Annotated in this window: 23 protein-coding genes; 12 read left to right on the top strand and 11 right to left on the bottom strand. The window is 63.3% G+C overall.

Annotated features, from left to right (window positions below; all coding sequences use genetic code 11):
- Window positions 1-56: 56 nt before the first annotated feature.
- Entirely contained in the window at window positions 57-1,616 is a 1,560-nt protein-coding gene (locus tag AB0C38_RS13920) for a transcriptional regulator (protein ID WP_360671749.1), read from the top strand.
- Entirely contained in the window at window positions 1,613-1,963 is a 351-nt protein-coding gene (locus tag AB0C38_RS13915; RefSeq protein WP_360671746.1) for a cupin domain-containing protein, read from the top strand. Before AB0C38_RS13920 ends, AB0C38_RS13915 begins: the two co-directional genes overlap by 4 nt.
- On the opposite strand, the gene AB0C38_RS13910 is transcribed toward AB0C38_RS13915, so the two are convergent.
- On the bottom strand, window positions 1,952-3,430 hold the full coding sequence (locus tag AB0C38_RS13910; RefSeq protein WP_360671743.1) for a helix-turn-helix transcriptional regulator: 1,479 nt from the start codon (window positions 3,428-3,430) through the stop codon (window positions 1,952-1,954). The genes AB0C38_RS13915 and AB0C38_RS13910 overlap by 12 nt on opposite strands.
- Window positions 3,431-4,045: 615 nt before the next feature.
- Here AB0C38_RS13910 and AB0C38_RS13905 point away from each other — a divergent pair.
- The 4 genes from AB0C38_RS13905 (at window position 4,046) to AB0C38_RS13890 (ending at window position 8,748) form a co-directional block, all read left to right on the top strand.
- Complete coding sequence (locus AB0C38_RS13905; RefSeq protein ID WP_360671741.1) at window positions 4,046-4,291, top strand: hypothetical protein; 246 nt, start codon at window positions 4,046-4,048, stop codon at window positions 4,289-4,291.
- 1,168 nt (window positions 4,292-5,459) lie between these two features.
- A complete protein-coding gene (locus tag AB0C38_RS13900; RefSeq protein WP_360671738.1) occupies window positions 5,460-6,032 on the top strand; it encodes a hypothetical protein in 573 nt (190 codons plus the stop codon).
- 244 nt (window positions 6,033-6,276) lie between these two features.
- Window positions 6,277-7,764 carry an AAA family ATPase gene (locus AB0C38_RS13895; RefSeq protein ID WP_360671735.1) on the top strand — a complete coding sequence of 496 codons (1,488 nt, stop codon included), beginning with the start codon at window positions 6,277-6,279 and terminating at the stop codon, window positions 7,762-7,764.
- A gap of 189 nt (window positions 7,765-7,953) precedes the next feature.
- Window positions 7,954-8,748, top strand: a complete 795-nt coding sequence (locus AB0C38_RS13890) for an ETEC_3214 domain-containing protein (RefSeq protein WP_360671732.1) — start codon at window positions 7,954-7,956, stop codon at window positions 8,746-8,748.
- 2 nt (window positions 8,749-8,750) lie between these two features.
- On the opposite strand, the gene AB0C38_RS13885 is transcribed toward AB0C38_RS13890, so the two are convergent.
- The 8 genes from AB0C38_RS13885 to AB0C38_RS13850 form a co-directional block, all read right to left on the bottom strand.
- A complete protein-coding gene (locus AB0C38_RS13885; protein ID WP_360671729.1) occupies window positions 8,751-11,033 on the bottom strand; it encodes a hypothetical protein in 2,283 nt (760 codons plus the stop codon).
- A 234-nt stretch (window positions 11,034-11,267) separates the two neighbouring features.
- The gene (locus tag AB0C38_RS13880; protein WP_360671727.1) at window positions 11,268-11,579 is read right to left on the bottom strand and encodes a hypothetical protein; all 312 of its coding nucleotides are present in this window, start codon (window positions 11,577-11,579) and stop codon (window positions 11,268-11,270) included.
- A gap of 33 nt (window positions 11,580-11,612) precedes the next feature.
- Entirely contained in the window at window positions 11,613-13,049 is a 1,437-nt protein-coding gene (locus tag AB0C38_RS13875) for a recombinase family protein (protein ID WP_360671723.1), read from the bottom strand.
- Between the two features lie 147 nt (window positions 13,050-13,196).
- On the bottom strand, window positions 13,197-15,368 hold the full coding sequence (locus AB0C38_RS13870; RefSeq protein WP_360671720.1) for a cell division protein FtsK: 2,172 nt from the start codon (window positions 15,366-15,368) through the stop codon (window positions 13,197-13,199).
- Window positions 15,358-16,083 (bottom strand): hypothetical protein, encoded by a 726-nt coding sequence (locus tag AB0C38_RS13865; protein WP_360671717.1) that lies wholly within the window; start codon window positions 16,081-16,083, stop codon window positions 15,358-15,360. Before AB0C38_RS13865 ends, AB0C38_RS13870 begins: the two co-directional genes overlap by 11 nt.
- A complete protein-coding gene (locus AB0C38_RS13860) occupies window positions 16,080-16,409 on the bottom strand; it encodes a hypothetical protein (protein WP_360671714.1) in 330 nt (109 codons plus the stop codon). Before AB0C38_RS13860 ends, AB0C38_RS13865 begins: the two co-directional genes overlap by 4 nt.
- Window positions 16,406-16,738 carry a WhiB family transcriptional regulator gene (locus AB0C38_RS13855; protein ID WP_360671711.1) on the bottom strand — a complete coding sequence of 111 codons (333 nt, stop codon included), beginning with the start codon at window positions 16,736-16,738 and terminating at the stop codon, window positions 16,406-16,408. Before AB0C38_RS13855 ends, AB0C38_RS13860 begins: the two co-directional genes overlap by 4 nt.
- On the bottom strand, window positions 16,735-16,929 hold the full coding sequence (locus AB0C38_RS13850) for a helix-turn-helix domain-containing protein (protein ID WP_360671708.1): 195 nt from the start codon (window positions 16,927-16,929) through the stop codon (window positions 16,735-16,737). The genes AB0C38_RS13855 and AB0C38_RS13850 overlap by 4 nt, the downstream gene beginning before the upstream one ends.
- Before the next feature lie 167 nt (window positions 16,930-17,096).
- On the opposite strand from AB0C38_RS13850, the gene AB0C38_RS13845 reads away from it, so the two are divergent.
- Together AB0C38_RS13845 and AB0C38_RS13840 are read left to right on the top strand one after the other, a co-directional pair.
- Complete coding sequence (locus AB0C38_RS13845; RefSeq protein ID WP_360671705.1) at window positions 17,097-17,471, top strand: helix-turn-helix transcriptional regulator; 375 nt, start codon at window positions 17,097-17,099, stop codon at window positions 17,469-17,471.
- Between the two features lie 42 nt (window positions 17,472-17,513).
- Window positions 17,514-18,779, top strand: a complete 1,266-nt coding sequence (locus AB0C38_RS13840; RefSeq protein ID WP_360671702.1) for a tetratricopeptide repeat protein — start codon at window positions 17,514-17,516, stop codon at window positions 18,777-18,779.
- Here the strand turns inward: AB0C38_RS13840 and AB0C38_RS13835 are convergent.
- Complete coding sequence (locus AB0C38_RS13835; RefSeq protein WP_290050088.1) at window positions 18,765-19,313, bottom strand: NUDIX hydrolase; 549 nt, start codon at window positions 19,311-19,313, stop codon at window positions 18,765-18,767. The two genes, AB0C38_RS13840 and AB0C38_RS13835, sit on opposite strands and share 15 nt — an antisense overlap.
- A 42-nt stretch (window positions 19,314-19,355) precedes the next feature.
- Window positions 19,356-20,525: a hypothetical protein gene (locus AB0C38_RS13830; RefSeq protein ID WP_360671699.1), complete on the bottom strand. Its 1,170-nt coding sequence runs from the start codon at window positions 20,523-20,525 to the stop codon at window positions 19,356-19,358.
- Between the two features lie 596 nt (window positions 20,526-21,121).
- Here AB0C38_RS13830 and AB0C38_RS13825 point away from each other — a divergent pair.
- From AB0C38_RS13825 to AB0C38_RS13810, 4 genes are all read left to right on the top strand, one after another.
- Window positions 21,122-21,364: a hypothetical protein gene (locus AB0C38_RS13825; RefSeq protein WP_360671696.1), complete on the top strand. Its 243-nt coding sequence runs from the start codon at window positions 21,122-21,124 to the stop codon at window positions 21,362-21,364.
- A 59-nt stretch (window positions 21,365-21,423) separates the two neighbouring features.
- Window positions 21,424-21,717: a transcriptional regulator gene (locus tag AB0C38_RS13820; protein WP_360671693.1), complete on the top strand. Its 294-nt coding sequence runs from the start codon at window positions 21,424-21,426 to the stop codon at window positions 21,715-21,717.
- Between the two features lie 251 nt (window positions 21,718-21,968).
- Window positions 21,969-22,235: a hypothetical protein gene (locus AB0C38_RS13815; protein ID WP_360671690.1), complete on the top strand. Its 267-nt coding sequence runs from the start codon at window positions 21,969-21,971 to the stop codon at window positions 22,233-22,235.
- Between the two features lie 172 nt (window positions 22,236-22,407).
- Window positions 22,408-23,469 (top strand): hypothetical protein, encoded by a 1,062-nt coding sequence (locus AB0C38_RS13810; protein WP_360671688.1) that lies wholly within the window; start codon window positions 22,408-22,410, stop codon window positions 23,467-23,469.
- The last annotated feature ends 8 nt before the right edge of the window (window positions 23,470-23,477 follow it).

Genomic DNA, 23,477 nt, shown 5'->3' with positions numbered 1-23,477 from the left:
CAAGCACCGCAGCGCCACTGCACAAACACTGCAGATCGCCGACATTTGGGAGAGCAATGAGTGCGGCCGGGGGATGGACGGGGCGCGCAGCGGTCGCGTTGCAGTCGGCATTGCGGCTCAGTCAAGAGCGATTCGCCGAGCACCTCGGAATCAGCGCGCGCACGGTCGCGTCCTGGCACAAGAAGCCGGACCTGCGGCCACAGTCGGAGATGCAACAGGTCCTGGACACCGCGCATGAACGGGCGTCTGACGCCGAGCGCGCCCGCTTCGCCGAGCTGATCGGCGAAGGTTCGGCCGCCGAGACGACGCTGGACACGACGGAAGCCGACCGCCGGCTCGCCGCGGACCCGCACATCGGCGCGGCACTCGAATGGCTGGACCGGCACGCCCACTGGACGCCCGGCACCGCACGCCGCGCCGTCGCCGAGCGAGTCGCGAGCATCGACGCTCAAGACCTCCACGACCGCGGCACTCGGCGGGGGTGGGTCAGCCAGCGTGACGTAGCGGCAGCTCTGGCCACCTACTACAGCAGCCGAATCGACGACCACGGCCTGTACACCGCGCGGTACGGCGATCTGGCCATGAACACCAGCGTCTTGACCTGCGCAGACTGGCTGGACCTGGACTGCGAACTGCGTCCGCCGTATGACCGGCTCCGGGTTCCGAGCGCACAGCCGGAAGCCGACCTGGAGCTGGACGACCACGCCGCCGGCCGCGCCGTTCAGCGGCTCGCCGAGACGCTGTCCATGAACACCCGGCTGACCGACAGCCCGATCTACCGGTTGCTGAGCACGGACATCCGTGAACACCAACTCGGCGGGACGTTCGGCATGTCCCAGTTCGTGCACTATGCGCTGACGGTCGACTTGCTCGAAGGCGAGCTGGTGGACGCCTTGGCCTCCGGTTCGACGGCCATGCCGCTCCGAGATCGCTACTTGCCGGATCTCCGATCGGTGCTCGACGTCGGCGAGCGCCTGTGTGCGGGCGGCGTCCTCGCACTGACGGCGATCGCCCGGCCCGCCGATCCGTACCGTGGCGAAGCGGACTACCTCCTGCTGGTCCAGGAGCGATCCGGCCACGTGCTCAACGCCGCGCGCCGGCTCGCGGTGATCCCGAAGGGCTTCCACCAGCCGCTCACCGACGTTCGTCGAGACGCGCAGGTCGGCATCACGCTCCGCCGCGAGATGGAAGAAGAGCTGTTCGGCCGCCCGGACATCGACAACACGCTGGGCGACATCCTGTCGGCTGACCCGCTGCATCCGACCAGGCTCAGCGAGCCGATGGGTTGGCTCATGGCACAGCCCGGCCGCTTGCGGATGGAGTGCACCGGGTTCGGCCTGAACCTGGTCAGCGGGAACTACGAGTTCGCCAGCCTGATCGTCGTCGACGACGAAGAATTCTGGGCACGCTACGGGGGAGTGGTCGAAGCGAACTGGGAATCCGCGACTCTTCGTCAGTATTCGACTACCGACGCGGAACTCGTCACCGAGTTGTTGGGTGATGTAGCGTGGAGCAACGAAGGATTGTTCGCCATGACGCAAGGACTCCGACGCCTTGCTGAAATCGGCGGCGAGCGTGTGAAACTGCCCGAGATCGAATGGGAGATCAGCCAGTGAGCGACGGTTGGACCGCCGGCAACGCCAACGAGGACGCGGCCGACACCCGCGGCTGGCTGGTCGGCCACTTCATCGACCCGTCGCAGGGTGTCCGCGCCTCGAAGGACGTAGAAGTCAAGTGGGCCAACCATCCTGCGGGTGACAAGCGTCCCGAGTGGACGTCTGACGACCAGCGGATCACGTTGGTGATGCTCGTCTCCGGTGAGTTTCACGTGGAGGTTACCGGCGGCAGCAAGACCATGACCCGCCCAGGTGACTACGTGATGTGGGGTCCAGGAATCGACCATTCTTGGGAAGCGCTGGCGGATTCGGTCGTCTTGACCGTCCGTTGGCCCTCAGTCACCTAATTCGACTGCTGGAATCCGCACTCGATCGCCGTCGATCTTGGCGAGACGACGCAATCCCTGGAGGAACGCGAACAGTCCTTCGTTGCTCCAGGTTTCGTCGCTGATCAGTTCGGTGACCAAGTCGCCATCGAGTGTCGAGTACTGCCGCAGCCCGGCAGCCTCCCAGTTCGCTTCGACGTCGCCGCCGAACCGCGGCCAGAACTCCTCATCCTCGATCACGACCAGGCTGGCGAACTCGTAGTTCCCGCTGACCAGGTTGAACCCGAACCCGGTGCATTCCAACCGCATCCGCTCCGGCTCGGCAAGCCAGCGCATCGGCGCCGACAACCTGCTCGGGTGCATTGGGTCGGCTGCGCGCTGCGCTCCCGCCGTGTTGTCGACGTCGGTGCGTCTGAACAGCTCTTTTTCCAGCTCGCGTCGCAGTGTCGCGCCGATCCGGGCGTCAGCCCGATGGTCCGCCAACGGCCGGTGGAACGCCTTAGGGATGACCGCCAACCGGCCGGCCGCGTTCAGTACCCGCCCCGATCGCTCCTGGACGAGCAGCAAGTAGTCCGGTCCGCCGCGATGCGGGTCGGCTGGTCGCGCGATCGCGGTCAACGCGAGTACCCCGCCCGCGCACAGTCGCCCGTCCAGACCGAGCACCGCTGAGAAGTCGGGCAAGTACTTGTCCCGCAACGGTGCATTCCCTGGCCGCAAGTGCTTCCCGGCCTCCAAGCTGTCGGTCAACTCGCGCTCAAGCAAATCCACGCTCAAGGCGTACTCGACGAAGGGGGCCAACCCGACCTTGCCCACGATGGCGTCTTGCAGAGACTCGATCGCCGAGAGCCGGTAGATAGGTACGTCCGCTATCCGCACATCATCGGCCGCAGCTTCCGCGAGCCGTCGGACTGCAGCGTTCTCTTCGATGCCATGGCGCGGCCGCGCGACGTCTGACAGCAATGTGAGCCGGTCGGTCTGAAACGTTAGAGGGCACGCCAACTCCGTCCACACTGGACGGGTCAGGATGCTGGTTCGTGTCGCGACTCCGCCGCAGCGGACCTGGTACATCGAATGCCCGGCAGGCGAATCACCGTAGTAGCCCGCCAAGGCGTCGGCGAGCTGGCTTCGACCGACCGGGGTCCGGACGCGCCGACCTGCTGGTGCCCGTGCTTCCACTCGCTCGCGTGTCGTCCCCGGGCTCCAGTCGACCTGCCGATCCAGCCAGCTGAACGCAGGCTCAAGGGCCAATCCGAGCAGCGGCATACCTGCGGCCGGGCGCACGCCGATCAACTCGCGCAGCTCGTCGGCGGAGCGACCGAGAACCCGAGCCAGCTTCGGCCACTGGTACGGCTGTGGCGCGTAGTCGCCGGCCTCCCACCTGATGACCGTTGATCGGTCGACGCGCATCGCTTCGGCGAGCTGCTCTTGAGTCAGCCCGGCCGCCTTGCGAGCTGAAACAAGCTCCTCGCGCCGACGAACGCTGACCACCCGAACACCTCGATCTGGTTGACGATGATCGCAGCCTAGCAAGCATATCAGCAGGTAAACGCACCGACTGCCACATCTGTGCCACGAAACCCCGACCTTTGCGCTCTGGGCTCTGCCGGGTGCTTCGGATTGGATGATTTCAACACATCCGACAACCGAAGGGGCGACCGTGACGAGCGGCGAGCATGGCTCACGACCGCCGCGTCTCTACGTGACCTGGTATCGCTGCGTCGCCGACGACCTGGACCACGCCGTCACGGACGAGGCGTTCGCGCACGGCGTCGCCCTCCACGAGGGTCACTACCACGCGCTCTGCGGACACGAAGTCTTCATCGACTCGTGCCTCGTTCCACCTGGTCGTCCGTGCGTTGCTTGCTTCGCGCTGATCCGCCTCCACAACCGCCCGGCCAATCCCACGCCTGCGCGCCATCGGGAGCCGTCCCGGTGGCGTCGCCTCATCGGCCGCGTCCAGACTCCGGCCGTCCTGCCGCCGCGCCCGCCTCAACGCGTGCGGCTCACTCCCGAGCAGGGCGGCCGGACCACCACGTCGGTGGGAACGGGCGGCGCCCCGACCGCGCCCGTTCCCACCGATCACCACGCCCGGCGAGGCGCCCGATGACGGCCCGCCTGATCATTGCGCGCCCGCTGCCCGGCACAGTGGGCGAAACCCGCCGCGTCGTGCACGTCTTCCCGCTGTCGCCGGAGGAGACCGCGCCCGAGCGCCTGACCGCGTACTGCGGCGAGACGTTCGGTCCCGGCGAACTCGAATTGCTGGACCGCCCGGTTGGGATGCCCTGCGTGAGCTGCCTCCAGCGGTCGCCCGGACAGGGCAGCATCGAACAGTCGGCGATCGAGCAGTGATGTCGAGCCAGCCGCCGTCCGTGCCGGCATCTCAACGGGAACTTGATCCACTGCTGCTTCTGCCGGTGAGGCTATTCGTCGCGTGCTTGCTGTCAGACATGCGATGGTACGAAGACGTCACCGTTAGGAGTGTGTTGTGCCTGAGCGAGCGACGCCTGATACCGCATATCGAGCAACTACGCGGGGCGGGGTACCTGCAGACTCGGCCCGAAGGGAGCCGGACAAGCCTCCGCCTGACCTCGCTTGGACTCGATCGGCTTACCGAGCACGTGACCGCGCTCCAGGCAGTTGCACGCGCAGCCTCCGAACTTCTCGCCGCTACGCGCGACGCGCTCAGCCGATCCGACTCGCCGTGACGGGCGCCCATCGACTCAAACCCGCTCCCGAGAGGGCTGTTCGTGACGCCCGTGACGGGTTTCGGCAGAACCCGTCACAGCCGTCACGGCTGACGGTTTCGCAGGTCGACCGACAGTCGCGGCTGTCACAGACCGTGTGACAGCGGGACGGCCGGCATAGTCGGCGGTGACAGCCATTCTGTGACAAAGAGTTACCTTTACGGGACCCTCTGTCACGAAGGGCACCACAAGACTCGGCGGTGACGCCAGACCCGAACCAGTAAGAGCGGGCTGCGGCGAGATGTTGCCTTGTCCAATGGGTGAGGAGCGCCCAGTGAGGTGCCATGGCGCCGCCTGCCGCCATGTCTGTACACGCCGATGAATCGACTGTCACGAATCCATCACGGAACTCTGGCGTTGGAGATGCACCCAGCGACATGCGAAGAGTGATCGATGTGGACACGGCCCAGGTGGAGCGAGGCGAGGACTTCGAGATCTCAGGCACCTAACGCGTACTGGCCGGCCATTCGGTCCCGGTCGGTCACCTTGGTAGCTGACTCGGCTGGGCGTGCAAGTGTCTGACATGCGAACATAGCTTCTTGCCTTGGTGGGGCAGATGTTGTCTTTGCGCGCAACGACAACATCTGTGCTGCGGGTTCGTCGTCTGTGCTGGCATCCGAAGCGCTTGCGGCTCCGGTTGTAACCGAGTACGCCTGTCAGTCATGGACACGAACACCGTCAATGCACTCGTCAGCTCAGGAGCCGCACTCTCCGGAGCGGTTGTTGGAGGTCTAGCGACGTACCTCTCGGCGGCTGGTCAACACCGTCGACAGGTGGCGAAGGAGCGCGACGAAGCCGTCCGGGCACGTCAGTATCGAGCAGCCAAAGAGTGTGAAGAGCTATGCGTCCGCATGGCGGATGATTCCGAAAACACTCTTCCCGCGTGGCGTCAGAACCACGATGAGGCCGAAAGGGAGCGAGAAAATAGAGTGCGCGAAACGCACGCTAATCTCGACAGCTCATCACTTTATCTACCTGACGTAATCCGCATGCGAGTCGAGCTGCTTGGAAATATTGTCGCCGACGTTGAAGATATCTCGTACGGCTCAGGCAATTATGGGGCAACACATTACAGTAGCCCACATGCAATATGTTGGAATGTAAAGAGGGAGATTCGGACGCTGATCGCAGATTTTATTCAAGGGCGAGACGTTTCCGCGGCGGGACATGCGATCCGCGAGTACGAGGTCGCTTTACGTGATCTCGACGAGGAGCGAAACGAGTTCTACTCGATGATCGAAGCGGACGGTGACGACGAGTACCTAAAGAACCAAGAGGACAAGAGAAAAGAGTTCTACCGACGGCACCCCGAGTTGCAACGTGATCAACCAAAGGAAGATAATTGAGAGTGGTCGGAACGAAGCTGATAATGGATGTTCCATAGAAAATACTTAGACTGAGTCGCAAGCGGGTGCTGCGCCGTAATCCTGCACGCATCGGGCTACGGTCAATCGAGAACTGTCGTCTGCGAGACGTTTCTCGATAGTCAATGTCGTCCGCGTGTCCCTGACGGTCATGCTGAGACTCGCGTGCTAAGGTCGGCCATTGGCCTGAAACTCAGGCTTCGACAGGAGAAGGTGACCGCAGTAGGTGAATGACTACCGGAGCGAGATTCGTGACAGTGATTTCGAAAAACTTGAGGCCAAAGTAAGTGGCCAGAACTATGGCCAGTACTTGCGTCGCATAACGCTCAAGCGAATCCGCAGCTTTGTTGACCGAGTGGTCAGCTTTGACTTCCCTGTCACGGCGCTCGTTGGACCCAATGGTGGCGGCAAGACAACCATTCTCGGGGCTGCCGGGTTGATTTATCGAGATATTAGTCCGGGAACCTTCTTTGCGAAGAGCGGTAAATATGACGCCAGTATGAAAGATTGGTCTGTAGAGTACGAACTGATAGACAAATCTGCTAGTCCGCGTCTCCCGCTTCAGCGAACTGCCAGCTTCCCTCAGTTAAAGTGGAATCGGAGAGCTGTCAGGCGACCGGTGCTTTACTTTGGAGTTTCGCGAACTGTCGCAGCGACTGAACGAAAGGAGCTCGTTAAAGCAATCGGAAACAAGTTTGTTGCGCAAAACGAAGTGGCTCTTCCGGTCTCGGTCGTGAACGAAGTCGAGAAGATCCTAGCCAAGGATATGCAAGGGTGCAATCGACTATCTATCGACTCGCAAAGTAAAGCGACATTGTATGCCGCGCGCAACTCGGATGGCAGCGAGTACTCGGAGTTTCATTTCGGAGCAGGTGAGGCTAGCGTAATTCGGATAGTCTCTGCAATTGAGAATGTTGAAGACGGCGCGCTGATTCTCATTGAGGAGATCGAAAACGGATTGCATCCTGTTGCCACGCGTCATCTGGTCGAGTACCTGGTAAATGTCTCATTGCGTAAATCTTGTCAGGTAATATTTACAACGCATAGTAATGATGCCTTGTTGCCACTTCCAGCCAAGGCTATATGGGCTGCATATAACGGTGAAGTCCTCCAGGGTAAACTTGACATTATATCCTTGCGAACAATAACCGGCCAGATTGACGCCAAGTTGGCTATCTTTGTGGAAGATTCATTTGGTGAAATAATGGTAAGAACTGCTCTGCGGTATCATGGTGGCATCTTAATTGAAGCTGTTAAGATTCATGCAATGGGTGGAGAAGATCCAGCAAAGCAGGTAAACAGACAGCATAATCTTGATCCAACTTCCCATTTTCCCTCGATTTGCATTCTTGATGGCGATCAGTCGGGAAAAGTCGATGCGGACCGTCGAGAATTTGTGCTTCCGGGGGATGGCGCGCCCGAGGCGCACGTGTTCGATGCGATTCTTAGCCGGCTGGACCAGGTTGCAGCTCGGCTAACTGTCTCGATGCAGTTACCGACCTCGTCACAGGAGCAGGTTAAGAAAGTTGTGAGTGACCGTGCGCTCACGAATAGGGATCGTCATGTTGTATTCGAGCAGATTGGTGAAGACCTAGACTTTACTGCTGGCCTGGTAGTGGCCAGCGCATTTCTTGCTGTGTGGGCCCAGGAGTTCCCTGATGAAGTTGCAGACCTTGTGGCAAAGTTCCAGGATCTGGTTCCTTTAAAGGATTAGTTGAAGTACTTGGTCGTATAGGCATGGGAAATCACGTTAGATGGCGGAGATTTGAATGGCTATCTTCGTGGATGGATAGCTTGCCACTTGTCCACGCTGCGTCTGCGGCTTCCTTTGCTCGTAGTCATCGACCACCACTTCGGCGAGTCGGCGGGTCGAGTGGGCAAACACTGGCTCATACTGTTTTGTATGAGTGTGATATCGAACGTGTGGGATGTGACCGCCAATACTGGCGGTCAGCTTCTGAGGAACGCGGGCCCGATTGTGGCAGCGATCGCGATAAGCAAGCTTCTTCTCGATCTGTGGAGGAAGACACTGGGTCGGCGACGTCGGTGGGTTCGTCTCTACCGGCGGCTCAGTCTTGGCCTTCAGCTCGACTATGCCGTAGAACTTTTCGGCAAGGCTGCTTATAAAGCATCTGCACGCGACGGAGAAGGTAATGAGGTGACGGAATACGTCTGGCCTCTTGCGACGGATGCCTACTTGCAGGCGATTGTTGGAGATGATTCCATAATCAAGCGTTACTCGTTGACGACAACTAGCAGATGGTTTCGGCCGCGTTTTAAGATGGGAAGTCCTGGTAACTCTGCGACATTCGAAGTAAAATTGGGAAAAACTTCGTTTTCCTCGCTGCCGGGCGAGCCATCAGATGTGTATTTGGCTCGCGGCGCGTCATTTTATGAGTACGGTGAGAATAGATACCTTGGGCGGCCGGGAAAGTATGCCGACTGGATTTGTAGCTATACGCAGATGGGCGTCGGAAGATTAAAGCCAATACCGATCAATGTTCCGGCGGATGATTCCGTCAGTCGACTCCCTGGTAACTGGTACGTGAACCTCAGTGATGCGGATAAGAAGACGGTTGAAAGTGCGCGGGCAGGTTCGGTTGTCAACACTATTACTGTCAGCAAGTTGCCGCATACGAACCCTGGGGTGCTCAGCTTCGGCCCGCGATTCGAAGAGGTTGAACTTCGGGCACATTAGATTCAGGGGGCTGGGTGGCATTCTTCAATTCGGGCGAACAAGGCCTCGATTGCTGCTTGCTCGTCCGTTGGCGACATGCTCGGCGAAGTATGAGGGCGGGAAGCACCTTCTGGTTCTGGGGAGTCTTCCGTTCGTTCGGCGACATCCTGTTCGGCGGTCCTGTACAAGGACTCATGTGCCGGATACCAGGCATCCATGGATTCGGCCGATGCGCGGATTTCGTCAAGTTCTTCTAAGCTGTCGATATCGCTTGAGTTATTTAGCTGTGTTGCGACCCATTCTGCGCAGGCATCGATAAGGTGCTGATTGACGTTGTCTGGAAAAACTTCGGGGGCAATGGTGCGAAGATCTGCTAGCTCTGACCAAGCGTAACTGTCTCCGACTTCGCCGAGTCCGTCGCGTGCTGCCTCGATGATAGCTAGAGGTAGCGGATAGTCCGCATTACGAAGTGTTCTGATCAAGTCCACCGGTGGCCCGGGATCGTGAATGTGGCTTGACCAGGTCGAGGCCGTGAATTGAAGCTTCTCTTGAAACCATGCGTCTAGTTCGTTAAATTCGCCTGTAGAGAGCAGGCTGTGAACAAACTGAAGTCGGTATTCGCGGCGAGGCAATTCACGCCTAGCGACTCTGACATTCGCGGCGACGTAGTGAAGGTCATACCATCTTATCTCGTCGCTGTCGAAAAGAAGTTGCACTTTGCGTACAAAGGTGTTCTTGGCCTGCGTGCGCATGAGGCCTGCTACTTCGAGTCGTCGGTACAGCCATATCAACTGGTCAAAGAAGGAGGTGCCCTTGATTGCAGTGAGTACCTGGTCAGGATTGCGGATTAGCCAGGCTGCAACGAAGTCCTGCACGGAGGGGTTGGCGACACTAATAAAAGTGTGCTGGGATCGCTCTGTGCTGCGCAGAAATGAGTCGTCCAGCACGCGCAATGCTGCCCGGAAATCCATCATCGAGGGTGCGATACCCTGTTCTTTTATTGTGGCTTCAAAAGCTCGTTGCGCGTCCTCGATTGCCAACTCTCGGCCGGCGATAGCTACGGCAATGAGCAGCCAGCGACAGTGCTGGTCTAGTTGTCGCTCAAACGCGCGCTCCCATACTTGGCCGGGATCGTTGAGGACGTCGATCGCGAATCGAAGGTAGTTTTGTTGTACTGTGGTATCGAAGACTAGTGAAGTGTAGCCTGTGATGTACTCGATCAATCGAGGATTGTAGTTTGGATGGTCAACTATCTTCAAATAGCCCTTATTGTTCAAAATAGAACTGCGAACTTGTGAGTTTGCCTGGCGAGAGTGCCAAATGTGATTATAGAGTATTCGTGCTCGGTCGAAGCGTGTATATGCCGAGAGTTCTAGCAGGAACCGCCGTAGAGGTAGGCCCGCTCGCTCCAGCTCTTCATACCATGACGCTGCCTGTCGGAGTATGTGCTCGCGGGTGGTAAGTATCAGAAGATTCTTTCCGCTGTCTGTGCATCGACGCATAAATGAAGTAAGGCGTTTGTCCTCGTTCTTCGCTAGGCGGTCTTGCAGGAACGTGCTGCCAAGGAAATCGTCATAGTAGAATGCCCGATTTTCGTGGTCATTAATAATACTAAACGCTTCCTCGATGTCGGAGGAGACCTCGACGGGCTGGTAGCCTCCTATGGCGGCGTCAGCGAGAAGCATTCGAGCCAGTGTGGTTTTTCCGATCCCCGGAGGTCCTGATAGTACTAGTACGCGCTCGTTATGAAGTCGCTCTCGGGCCTTCTGAAAAGCTTGGTTTTCGACGTAACGAGGTAGCCAGGCTAAGATTTCAGAATGTAATTGCTTGCTGCGTGCCCAAGTTGGGGCATGCAGTCGCTCATCGAGTTGAGCGCCACTGCTTAACCAGAGCTTGACGTGGGTTCGTTCCACCTGCGGGTGGCGATTAAGGAGGCCTTCGAGATCCTCAGCGCCGAGAACCTGGTCGTCTTGGGTAATCCACGGGGTCAGGATTTTGGCAAGCTCTGCCTTTCCTCTCGCCGTGAGTGACTGACTGGTGACGAAGCGATATCGCGAGATTCGAGAAGGAAGGTTGGCCAAACGCGTCGCTTCGGCTGAAGCGGCGGCCTTTAGCTGAGAGAAACTCGACTTGAGCATGTGCTTGCACTGGATGACGTCTGCGCCATGGGGGGTTAAGTGGCGGACGTCAACTCCCTGGTCTGCGCCACGCGCGAACGCCTCATATACGACCCCGTCCTCGGCGCCGAGGAGGTCGGCGACGAGTAGCTCGAAGTCATGGTCGGACAGCATGGCGTACGTGTGCACGACGGAAGTGTGCCAGCGCCACGCCCGCTTGTCTCGGCGGCGTCGCTCCGCAGTACGTCGGCGTCGGGACTTCGGGCTTAAAGCTTGTCTCACCTGGCGTGTTATAGACGCGCTTGTGCTAGGGGAGGGCTGCACCGATCCGGTATATGTGGCCGACTGGATCACGGAGAGGCATCCAGCTGTAAACGGACTAGATAATCCGTTTTCGGGGGTGTAGCTGTTCAGGTTCCTTCGTTAACTGGGCAGCTTCAGGCGTGTAGATAGTGAGCAAGATCGTCCTCGGACACACGCATTATTCACCCGCGGAGAGGCCGTCACGTCGACGGCCTCTTTTTCGTGGTCGAACCGCAGGTCAAGCCGCAAGTCCCGGTAGAGCTGCGCCAGCCGGCCCGGCTGACCGTCGGCCAGTGCGGCGCTGACGTTGCCGAGTGAGTCGATCATCGCGTAAACCTCTGCCTCGCCGAGTCCCGCAGGTTCGCCGACCGCCATCAGTTCCGCCTGAGCTGCCGCTCGATCGGCTTGTGCCCGGTTGATGCCCTCGATCACAGCTGACGGGTCCACACCCGCGGAGATGGCGTTCTAGAACCGCTGCAGCCTGGTTTCCGCATCCTCCAGTTGCTTCCGTGCGGGCCCGTCGTCCATTGTCCGCGGTGTCGGCTGAGCTTGAACCAGTTGCTCGACGGTCCGCGCGATGTTCTGCCGGTCGAACAGGCCGCCGATCCACTCGTTCAGCGCGTCCCGTAGTGGCTCTTCCTTGAGGTAGATCGTCGGTGGGTGTGTGAGCAAGGCCGGCGAACCCGGCGTGAGCGTCCGGGCCGGGCAGCGGTAGTACATGCCGTGCTTTCGTGGGCTGCCTTCCATCTTCCGTCCGCAGGCGGCGCACCGAACAAGTCCACGGAACAGGTACGCGTGCTTTACCGTCCGGCCGGCGCGCTCGGTCTTTCTCGCGGTCCGCAGACCGCCAGCCGCTTTGGCTCGCCGCATCAACTGCGTTTGCGTGAAGTCTTGGACAGACACGATCTCGGGATGTGCGGGCTTGCGGGAGCGAACCACTCGATCCGGCTTGGCGCGCCGGAACCGCACGACGTTCCCAGCTGCGACGTCGTCAGGATCAAGCAGCATTTCTTGCCGCGCCCATCGCCCGAAGAACGCAAAGCCGGTGTAGCGCGGGTTCTCCAGAATCGCTCGCACCGTACTGCCCTGCCAGCCGTCGGCAAGGCGATGCCGGTTCTGATCCGGCCGCCGCGCCGACGGGCAGGGGATGCCGTCGCGATTCAGCCCGTTCGCAATCGCCCGGTCTCCATTGCCGGAGAGGTATTCCGCGAAGATGCGACGCACGACCTCGGCGGCAGACTCGTCAAGGGCGAGCAGGCGCAACCGGAATCCCTCCGCTGCTTTCCTTGGATTCGGATGCAGCCCGCCGTCGACCACGACGTATCCATACGGAGCCCGGCCGCCCTGGTGACGTCCTTCGTTGACAACCTGCGCATCCATCGCAGCCCGCACGCGAGCCTGAACATGCTGCCGCTCCGACTCGCTCATGCCGCCGAGCACACTCATCAGCATCTTGTGCGACGGGTTCCGCGGATCAAACTTCCCGCCCAACTCCGGCACCCACAGGTCCACGCCGTAGGCAGCGAACCGCGGCGCGATGAGCGAGAACTGATTTCCGAACCAACATCGGGTGCCCTCGCCGACGACCAGGGCATTCCAGCCGCGACGCGGGTTCTTAAGCGCGGCAAGCAACTGCGACCCCTCGGTGCGGCGCTCCCACGGGACCGAGCGCGACTGCCCGATGTCGAAGAACTCTGCCACGATCCGGCCGCCCAGCGGCTCGACGAACTTCCGCGCGTTCCCGAATTGCCAGCCGCGCGAGGTTTCCGGGTCCTGGTTGTCCTCCGTCGAGCACCGCCCGTAGACCGCCAATGCGCCGATCCCTTCGTCAACGGGCTCGGCTACCTCCAGCCCAAGGATCTCGTCTAATTTCGACCATGGGTCGCTGATTTCAGCGGACATCGGTGGCCTCCCTTGCCGGTCCGTCGAGCACCGGCACCTCAGTCAGTTCGATCATTACGGCCAGCAACGCACGCGCAGCCGCAGGCGTCAGCCGTGGCAATCCTGCAGGTAGGATAACCTGATAAGCCTGACCTTCCACCCGTGCACTCATGACGGATCACCGACCCCGGCGGGGTCACCGCCGTCGCGTACACGCTGGACAGCTCGGCGGATATCAGCGGTCAGGTAGCCGCGCACTTGCCGAGTTTCGCCGTCTTCGCTGGTCACGCGATCGCGCGTTGGTCGGCACCCGACCTCGCCCATCTGCTGGGAGAAAGTCCGCCGGTCGACGTCCAACGCCTCCAGCAGCTCGGCCGTCGGCACGAAGTCGCGACCGTCGGAGCCGAGGTCGTCACCCAGGTAGGTGACGAGCGAGGCGAGCGGTTCGGGCAGCTCGGCCAGCGGTGCGGCCGTGCCCGCGCCGAGAGCGTGCGCCACGGCCGCATGATCAACCGTCGGCATGGTGTCCTGGCCTGCCGCGTGCCCTGTGAGCGTCCCCTCGGCCTGGCGCAGCGCACGGCCTTGCTGGCAGATGGTCTGCCAGTCCTCGTTCGGCATGTAGTACGTCCGGACAGTCATGGCCAGCACGTCTGCCCCGGCCGCCGTGTCGCCGTCCGGCCGGAGGGCGCCGACACCCTTGTGCGAGGCCAGCAACCGCGAGGAGTCGAATCCGCGGGTGTTCATCTGCTCGCCGAGGACGATGTTGGAGTCGCGCCAGTCCATCACCCGCAGCGCGAACCGCGACCCGAGCACCGCACGGAGCCCGGACGGGATGGTCTTCGAGTCCGGCCGTTGCGTGGCCAGGACAAGCACGATCCCGGCCGCCGGCCCCTTCTTTGCGAGCCAGGTCAGCAGCTCGCCGACGTACTCGCCCGCTGCGAGCTTCTTTCCTTGGACGTCAACGGGCGTGCGGTCTTCGAGCGGTACCTGGACCTCATCGATGAAGATCGCCGTGATCGGCATGTCCAGGGTCATGTCCCGAGACATCTCTGGCGTCACCTTCGACTCCGGGCACACGATGTCGTCGAGATCCCGCATTCGCCGGTACCGTCCTTGAACCTCGGCAACCAGCTCGACCAGCCAGTCAATGAGCGCCAGGACGTGCTCGGGTTCGTCACCTGCCATGAAGCGATGGGCAACCTGCTCGGCCGAGATCCAGTCCTTTCCGGCCTTGAAGTCCGCCACGTAGAGCCGCACCCACGCGTCCAAGATAAGCCCGCTTGCCCCCAGTCGAGCAGCAAACGTCTTACCCTGCCTAGGAATCGCACCGATCAGCAACGACGTCCACACGAGCGGAAGGTCGATCCGCCGGTCTCGTGCGTCGCGTCCGAACGGGACCGCCCGCCATGCGTCCCAGCGAGTCACGCCGAGCAACGGGGTCTGAAGCGGCGGCCGGGCATACGGGTCCTCATCGGCGACCCACATCGAAATCCGCCCGGCGTGCCCGCCGTTGCCGCGGACGCGCTCGACGATGAGCTGAACTTCGTCGACCGCGAGCGCCGACGCGAGCGCATCCCGGTTCTTCACGACGTCCGCGGCCTTACGCGTCGCCGGAAGGTCTACGGTCACGGCCCACCCGTCGCCTACGCGGGTCGCGCGCTCGACCAGACGAAGCGTCTCGTCCTTCCCGATCAGCTTCGCGTCTCGGAACGCGTCCACGAGAACCTGTGGGTCCATCGTCCACGTGAGTGTGCGCGGACCAGCAAGTGCGGGCTTCCGCCCCGGACTGCCGTCCTTACGACGGCCCAGAACCGCGAGTGCCAGTGATGCGGCAGCCCCGCCGATCCACAGCGGATCGGCGCCGTACCGCAGATTCACTACCGCGACCACCAACGCCGCTACAGCGACCACAGCGCCGGTGACCTTCCAGCGGAACAAGGTAAGTTCGCGGATTTCCGTGAACTTGTCGGCAAGCTTCTGCGACTCCTCGGCGGCCGTCCGGTAGTCGTTGACTTTGACCCACCCGCGCCACGACCGGATACCGACCACGATCCCGCGCACTACTGCGCCGACGTATCGGACCGGCGACTTGACCACCCAGACCACGGCATCCTTCGCAGCCTGGATCGCTTGCGGCTTGCTCTTGAGCCACAGGGGTACGCGCGGCGAGTGCTTCCACCACCGATCGAACCGGCATCGGACAGTCCGGGCGCGCGGCTGAGGCAGGGTGTCGTCGATCAGCTCGCCGTCGAGCACCGGGCCGACGTGCTCGACGTCCCCTGAAGCCACCCGAGCGAGGGTGGCACTGCTGTTCACCTCGGCATCCGATTCAGCGGTCATGACGCACCTCATCTGCAAGTGCAGTGGCTAGCCGAGACGACAACCCGCGCGAGCACCCGGTGACCTCCCGAGCCCATGCCGGCGTCACCTTCACGTCAGGCGTCCACGCTTGACGCGCCTCGGTGAGATAGTCGGCAAACAGCCGCCGCGCAGGCCGTTCACGGGCAGGCGCCGGCAGTTCATGAACGCTCGTGGCATTCACGTGTGCCGTCTGAACGGCGTCGGTGAGCTTGTCGCGCAGATCGGTGACCGCCTCGGCCGCGACGAACACGACCATCGGCGGCACGGAATGCAGAACCACACCGGCCGGCGATCCGGCCGCCCACGACGACCAGGTGTTCATGACGTACGTAGCCGCCAGCGTGAGCCACTTCGCCGCTCGGACCCATCGTCCGGTGTGGACCTGGTATCGGGCGGTCACCTGTTCCGCCCGCAGGATCGCGAGCAGCACCAGGCAGACGGTCGGGTCGAGCAGCCACGCTGTCAACCAGGGCAGCGACCCGAAGGCAGCTCCAGCGGCAGCGAACCACTGCACGTTGGCCGTCGTGAACGCCAGGCCGAGGACGATCCCGGCCCAGCACAGCCGGTCGACCTGAGTCCGAATTCGCTCGACTTGCAGCGCGACCACGTCCGGGTGGGTTCGCCAGCGCCGGACGTCAGCCGCTTCAGCGGCGTCCTTGGCGAGCTGCTGAGCGCGGGGGAGTTGCTCGCTCATCGGCGACCACCGCCCCGGCGCGTCGTGTCCAGAGACGTCACGGTGAGAGCGCGCGTCAGGACGTAGGCCGCGACCAGGTCCGGCGCCCCGAGCACCACGAGCAGCAGTGTCGGGTTCCCCGGGTGCGTGATCACGAGCCACTGAATGCCGACGAATGCCGAGCCGGTGAACAGCACCCGACCGGCGAGCGAAACCACGCGGGCGCCGGCTCGCGCGGTTTCGGCAGCACGACGCGCCTTGCGTGCACCGAACCGCCATACGGTGAACAGGGCAAACAGCACCGCGAGGCCAGCGAGAACCTGCGTAGGCGAAAGGGTGAGCGTCATCGCGTCTCACCTCCCCGTCGTCGCAGCCAGACGGGGTGCAGTGCGCGCCGGTCCGTGTCCGGCAGCGCGCCCCACACGCCGAGCGTGTCCGGCCCGGCGGTACGCAAGTCGAGTTCAAGGCACTCGTCGATCACCGGGCAGCCGGCGCAGAGCCGCGCAGCCAGCTCGCCGTCCGGCGGATCGTCCCCGGTCAGCTCCGGCAGGTCGGGCCGTTCGAACGCCCAGAAGCACAGGCCGTCCCTGGCCACCACGTTCGTAAGCACATCAACGGGCACGGCGGCATACCGGTCGAGCCGAGCAGCGATGGCCGCGTAGTCGTGATCGCTCATCGGGCACCACCGCCGAGCGCCCGCCGCAGCTCGGCGGCCGGGATGACGAGCCGGGAGCGGCGCCGCACTGCACGCAGCGCGCCGACTCGGATAGCGCGATGGATCGAGTTGAGGTCGGCGCCGAGAAGCCAGGCAGCTTCGGCCAGCGAGTAGAACGCCGGACCACCGGCGTTGGGCATTTTTTTCTGCATTGGGAAGTCCTTAAGTCGTCGTCACGCTGATTTGAGCGTGAATTAAGAGCTGATTTAGTCGCATGAAGGCATGAGAATGGCCCGAATGCGCGACGCGGTGTGGATCTCGGCGCCGTCGAATCCGTCAAGCGCTAATGTCGGCGCTGAGGCGGACCACGGAGGAATAGGTGTCGGAAGACTGGGCGGCGGTCGCGAAGGCCATCAACGAGCGCGTGAACGAGCTCGGATGGAAGCAACGCGAGCTGGCCGAGCGCTCGCAGGTCTCCCAGGCGATCGTCCGCGAAATCCAGAACCACACCGTCGAGCGCAAGCGCAGCGACCGGACGCTCGAAGCGCTGGCCGTGGCGCTGGGGCTGCACCCGCAACACCTGCTCGCCGTGCTGCACGGCCGCATCCCGCCGACGCTGGGGCAGCCCCGCGAGAACATGGAAGACGCCGTGTCGGCGCGTCTCGCCGTCATCGAGCAGCGGCTGACTCAGATCACCGAGCACCTGGCCGATCTCACTGAGCTGCTTCGCCGCAATGGGACGTCTCGCGACTAGCGTGAACCCTTTTCGGTGGGTGGCCAACTCGGCGGCCCGCCGATGTTTCTCATCGTGTGTCATGCCTCTAAGAAACGGCATTTCCGCGTCGGCCGGGAGCTGGCAGCAGATGACAGACCCGGTGTTATCTCTTGTTACCTGCGCAGGTCAAAGCACTTATCCGGCGGTCAGATCATGACCTCGACAACTGCTCTGCAGGCGGCACGTAATGCGCTCGGCTGGAGCCAAGAAAAGCTCGCGCGAGCCATCAACGCCCGCGCCGCAGCCCACGGACTGCCGGAGCGTTCAGTCCCGAGTCGAAAGACGGACATCTCCCGATGGGAGAACGGGCACGTGATGCCCGAACCCCCGATGCGGGCGGTCTTGCGCGAGATCTACGGCCGGACCGACGACGACCTCGGGTTCCCGTCGGGGGACTTCGGCGGTCCGTCCGGTGACGAACTCGCCGAGCGGCTGATCATCGCCCGAAGGGTGGAAGAGCAGACGATCGAGCTGTTCCGCGAAGAGGTGATCAGCGTCCGCCACGCCGACCGCCGGTTCGGCTCAGCTGCTCGACTCGAACGGCTCCGCGGTCAGATCACCGAGGTAGAGGGCCTGCTCAGGCACACGATCTTGCGCCGCGACCGCGCTCCGCTGGCAGGCGTACTGGTCGAGGCATCAACGCTGGCCGGCTGGAACTCTCTCGACATCGGCGCGCTCGACCAGGCGTGGACGCACTACGAACGTGCGAAGTACGCCGCGATGGAGTCCGGCTCGGCCGCTTTGCTCGCCCACGCCACCGCCGAACAGGCATTCGTCCTCATCGACGTGGGCAACGTCGACGACGCGCTTGCCCTGTTCGCGGAAGCGCGTTCGATCGGCGAACATGCTCCTGGGCTGCTGCGAGCGTGGCTCGCGGCCGCCGAGGGGGAGGGCCACGCGATCGCCGGCCACCGGGACGACGCCCTTCGCTCGTTCGACGAAGCCGACACGCTCTTGCCGAACGAAGTCGTGCACCCCGAGCTGCCGTTCGTCTTCCTCGGCGGCAGCCACCTCGACCGTTGGCGCGGAAACGCCCTGGTCCACCTCGGCGCGCCGGAAGCGATCGAGCACCTCGAGCGCGTAGTCGAAGGCGCCAGAGCGACTTCGTTCGTCCGAGCCGGTGCGTCGGCATATGTGGATCTCGCCCTGGCCTACAGCGCGGCCGGTGACCGGGAAGCTGCCAGGACGTACGCGCTGCAGGCCCGGCGGATCATCTCCCAGGTCGGCTCAGTGCGGTTGCGTCGCCGCCTCGAACGGCTCGTGCTGCCGGGCTCACGCCCGGCGTGAGTTGAGGTAGTAGAGCAGCGACACCAGCGTGCCGGAGCCGAGCAGTTCCTGACGCTGCGCAAGCTCGTTGACCCGCGACAGCGGCACCCACTCCACCCGGCCGACCTCTTCGGTGTCGGTCGGGTCACCGATGTGCTCGGCCTGACGCCACAGGTACACGTCGACCGGGGCGGTGACCTGGCCGGGAAGCGGCTCGAAGCTCACCAGGTGCTCGGGCTCGCCCACAGGCTGCCAGCCGGACTCCTCGGCCGCCTCACGAGCGGCGGTGCCGGCGGAGTCGTCGCCGTCGTCGACCATGCCGCCCAGCAGCTCGTAACCCCACTGCTCGGTGGCGAACCGGTAGCGCCACAGCATCAGCGCCTCATCCTGGTCGTTCACGATCAGCGCTATGGCGATCCTCGCCAGGTGCACCACGTGGTAATCCCAGCGTTCGCCGTTCGGCGCCTCGACGTCGGTCAGTCCGACCTTGACCCACTTGTTGTCGTAGACCAGCCGTTCACCGAACGTCTTCCACGACCCATGCTCGTCAGCCACGCCGCGAGCCTACGGGCTGGCGGCTCCCGCTCGTACCGCCCTTCAGTTCGCCGGCCCCACCAGCCGAGCGATCCGACGTTGCTGCCGGACAGAGCCGATTTCGACGGCCAAAGCCCGAGCACGCTGAGCGTGCGCGCGTCCCTCAACGCACTCACCCATCGCAAAGAACGCAGTCGCCAGGTCCACTCGCAAACCCGTCTCCGCGCGGGTGAACGTCAGATCGAGACGACTCAACGCCGTGGAGAGCACGTCTACGGCGTCCGGCTCGCCGACCCGGGCGAGCGCGTGTCCACGCCAGCGCGCCAGATGGACTGGATCGAGCGCAACGTAAGGACCGTCCACCGCGGACACATCAGTTGGCAGCAACCCCTCGGCGCGGTCGAAGGCACGCATGCTCGCCGAGCGCTGCCCTTCCGCTGCGAGGGCTTCGCCGTGTGCGGCAGCGAGCCACGACCTGAGCAGGTGGCCAACGACGCGCTGAGCTCGCCGCTCGGTGGCTCCTAACAGCTCGACGGCGGATGCAGTCTCGCCAACGTCGAGCAGCACGAACGCCTGTTCAGCGGCTGTATGCACCTCGAACGCCGCGTCACCGGACTCACGGGCGGCCGCTTTGGCTCGCTCGTAGAACTGCCAGGAGTCGCCGACGAACCCCATGTCGAGCTGCTGCCAGCCAGCGAGCGTGCCGAACTCGGAGAGTAGAGCTCCGAGCTGGCTGCGAACCCCAGGAGTCAGACTGTGCGAGCGCAGGCGTGTGATCTGCCGGACCTTGGTGGACACCTCTTCGTGCGCCGTCGAGGCACCCAGCTGCCGGTCAAGACGGCGCACCGCGGTCAACTGGTCTTGGAGCAAAGCCAGGACGTCGGCGTTCACGCGGCGAGCAGCGCTGAGCCGCTGCCGCAACTCCTCTTCGGCCGCCTCGACCGGCCCGCGCACGACATCGGGTGACGACAGCAGGTCGTCAATCGGGAGACCAAGCATTCGTTCGAGTAGGCGGGCAGTGGCCGGCCGCGGACGCCCGACCGGAGACCCGTCCGGCTTGCGTCCCGAGATCAGGCGCTGCAGGTGCCGCACGCTGAGCGTGCCAGGCTCGCCGAACGTGCGCGCGAACCGCTCGGCATCCTCGACGAACTCGGCGAGGGTCTGACGCCGCTCACGGAGCTTCAGCTCCAGAACGGTGCGCGGCAGGTCGTCGGTCCCGCCCTCAGCTGTCATCTCTGCCCTCTCGACGTGCTGCCAGCGACATGTCCTCGCTATGTCGTCCGCGCGACCTGGCGCCTATATGAGCGCTCAGGTCAGGCTGATTTCAGATCTTACAGCCCGTAGTGGCTGGTCAGCCGGTAGGTGGCGGAGGGGCATGTGAGCGACGTAGTACGGCAGGGGAGGGCCGCCGGACTGTACGTGAGCTGGCACAGGAGCGACATCGACGGCCGCGATCACGCAGTGACCGACGAGGAGTTCTCCAGAGGCTGGCGCGACGCGCTCGGCCGATACGAGGGGCTGTGCGGGCACGTCGTGCTGCCGACGTCGATGCTCGTCGCGCCCGGTCGGCCGTGCGTCCGCTGCCGCGCGTTTCTGGCAGCTCTGACCACGCTCCCGTCCGTCGAACAACGCCTACGCCCACCGCGGCACCGCAGGCCATCACGCTGGCGTCGCCTCTTCCAGCACTTCCCGCAGGTCAACGGGCTCGAATCGGCCCAGTCGTGCAGCGCCCGTACTTCTCGCGCTCACGGACCCCAAACTCCGGCGGGGGCTGGCAGCGCCCCGATCGCGCCCGTCCTCGCCGGACACCACGAGCTGCGGAGTGAGCGGTGACGACCAGGCTGATCATCGCGCGCCCACTGCCCGGCACGGTGGGAGAGACCCGTCGCGTCGTCCACCTGTTCCCGCTGCCGGCCGACGCCACCATGCCGGAGCGCTTGACCGCTTACTGCGACGCCAAGTTCGGGCCGGCCGAACTGGAGCTGCTGGAACGCCCGGTCGGGATGCCGTGCTTGGTCTGCCTCCAGCGCTCACCGCGCCCGACCAGCGAACTGCCAACGGCCGAGTCGTGACACCGCCCGTACGAGGTGTTCTGTCGACGTTTCAGCAGGAGCTTGACCCGCTACTGCTCATGCCAGTCCGGCTGTTCATTGCATGCCTGCTCGCCGACGGCAAGTGGAGCGACGACATCGCTGTTCGGAGCGCTCTGCAGCTCGGTGAACGATCTTTGGTGACGCATGTCGAGTGCCTGCGGGAGGCGGGATATCTGGAAGTCCGCACCCAGGCAGACCGTAAGAAGCTCCGCTTGACGCCTCTCGGCGGGGATAGGTTCGCCGAGCACGTCGGCGCGCTGAGCCGGGTCACGTTCACCGCTGTCAAACTCCTCCCGACCACGCGCCGCCCCCGGGGCGACGCCGAACTGTGACGGGTACGGGCGGTGTCTCGAATGTCAGCCCGCGGAGGCTTCGATGATCAGTCGTGACGAGTGGCGCGGCACCAGCCACGACCGTCACAGGCACGGTTTCCGCAGGTCGGCCGGCTTTCGAGCCGTCACGCCAGACGAGACGGCGTGACAGACTTAGGGACGGCATGTGACGGCCGATCTCACCCGCGTCTGCAGCGACCTCTGCTGGATGCTTCCAGCGTGAGGCTTTTGGGGTACCGAGGGTGTGGACAGTGGACCAGGCTGAGTCCGGGCGCGTCGGCATCAGACTTCGGCTTCGACCAGATGCAAGCGATTGGCAGCTACATGCTGGTGCTGGAGCACTGATGCCGGGAGGTAATCTGATCTCTGGCAAGTTTCGGGTGGACCTCACCGGTGGCAGTGAGACGCTGAACGATCAGGGCGACTACGTGATGTGGCAACCGGGCATCGATCACTCGTGGGAGGCGCTGTCGACATCGACCGTGCTCACCGTCCGTTGGCCATCCGAATCTCATTGACGCAAGGCCGCTGAACTCGGTCAACCCTGGGTTGCGGCGATGATTTCGATGCGAGTTCTCGGCGAGGGCGGCGCGGAATTGGCCGGAGGTGGAACCGCTCAGTCAGCTTGCCGCCAGCCGATGCTGCGGGTCGCTGGCCGAGCTGGGGCAGATGGCAGGGCAGAATCTTGCGATGACATCCGACATGACGTCGACGAGCTGGTTCGGGCCGGACTTCGTCGCCGAGTATCGCCGCAAGCACGGTGCCCGGTCTCCGGAGCAGCGTCCGCTGACTTACGACATCGCGGTCGAGGACGAGTACGCGCCGTGGCGCGGCTGGCTGGACGAGCAGCTTGCGCACCTGCCGGCCAGCGCTGCTGCCGCTACTGCGGGCAAGATCTGGTTGGACAAGGACTTCTGGACTGTCAATCTCGAGCTCGCCGTCGGCGCCGGGCTGCGAGCCGCAGGACTGACCGTCGAATACGAACATAATTGGAACGGGGTGAGCCCGGACTGGACAATATTGGCCAAGGACGGACGACCCTCGTGTTTCGTCGAGGTGCACACGGACAATCCGCCGGCTGACACCTTCGCCAGGATGAGGGCGTGGCACGCACTCGTGCAGCGGATCCGACAGATTCCGGTCGGGGTGGTTCTCCAACTGGGTCCCGGCAGTCCGGTTGACCCTCCTGACGCCGGCACTGCGAAGAAGATCGCCCGCGAGCTGCGGACGCAGCTGCTGCAGGAAACCACGCAAGCGTGGTTCACCAGCTGCGGGTACACGTTCCTCGTCATGGGCGACCGCCATCAGCAGGGACGCCAGATGACGTCGCCGTGGGGTGTGCGCGCTTGTTTTAACCCTCCTAGTGAGATGGCTGGCGTCGTCGACTCCCAGTCGCTCAAGACACACGTGGAAGAAAAAGTGCGCAAGTACCGGACGCTTGCCGATGACTACGGCGTACCGCTTGTGGTGGCCGTCGGCGCGCACAAGTTCACGGGGCTGTCCTTGGAGGAGGTTGACCACTTGATCAACGGCGCGGACGCGCCTGTGATCACATTTCAGTTCAATGCGGGCGACCAGATGGTCTCCAGCCGGCCGATCCCTTGGGGGCCGGTCGCGCCCTGGACGATGCCCGAGGAGCTGTCGGAACTCATCTGGATTAGCAACGAGTTCCCATTCCCGCTAACACGACGAGTCAACCCGCGAGCGCGCCGCGCGGCAACCTGGAATTTGCCCGCCGATGTGGCGAGGTGACGCGAAAT

Source organism: Amycolatopsis sp. NPDC048633 (assembly GCF_040650695.1).
Lineage (GTDB): Bacteria > Actinomycetota > Actinomycetes > Mycobacteriales > Pseudonocardiaceae > Amycolatopsis.
Note: the sequence above shows the minus strand (reverse complement) of the source record. Positions and strands in the feature narration are given on the sequence as shown.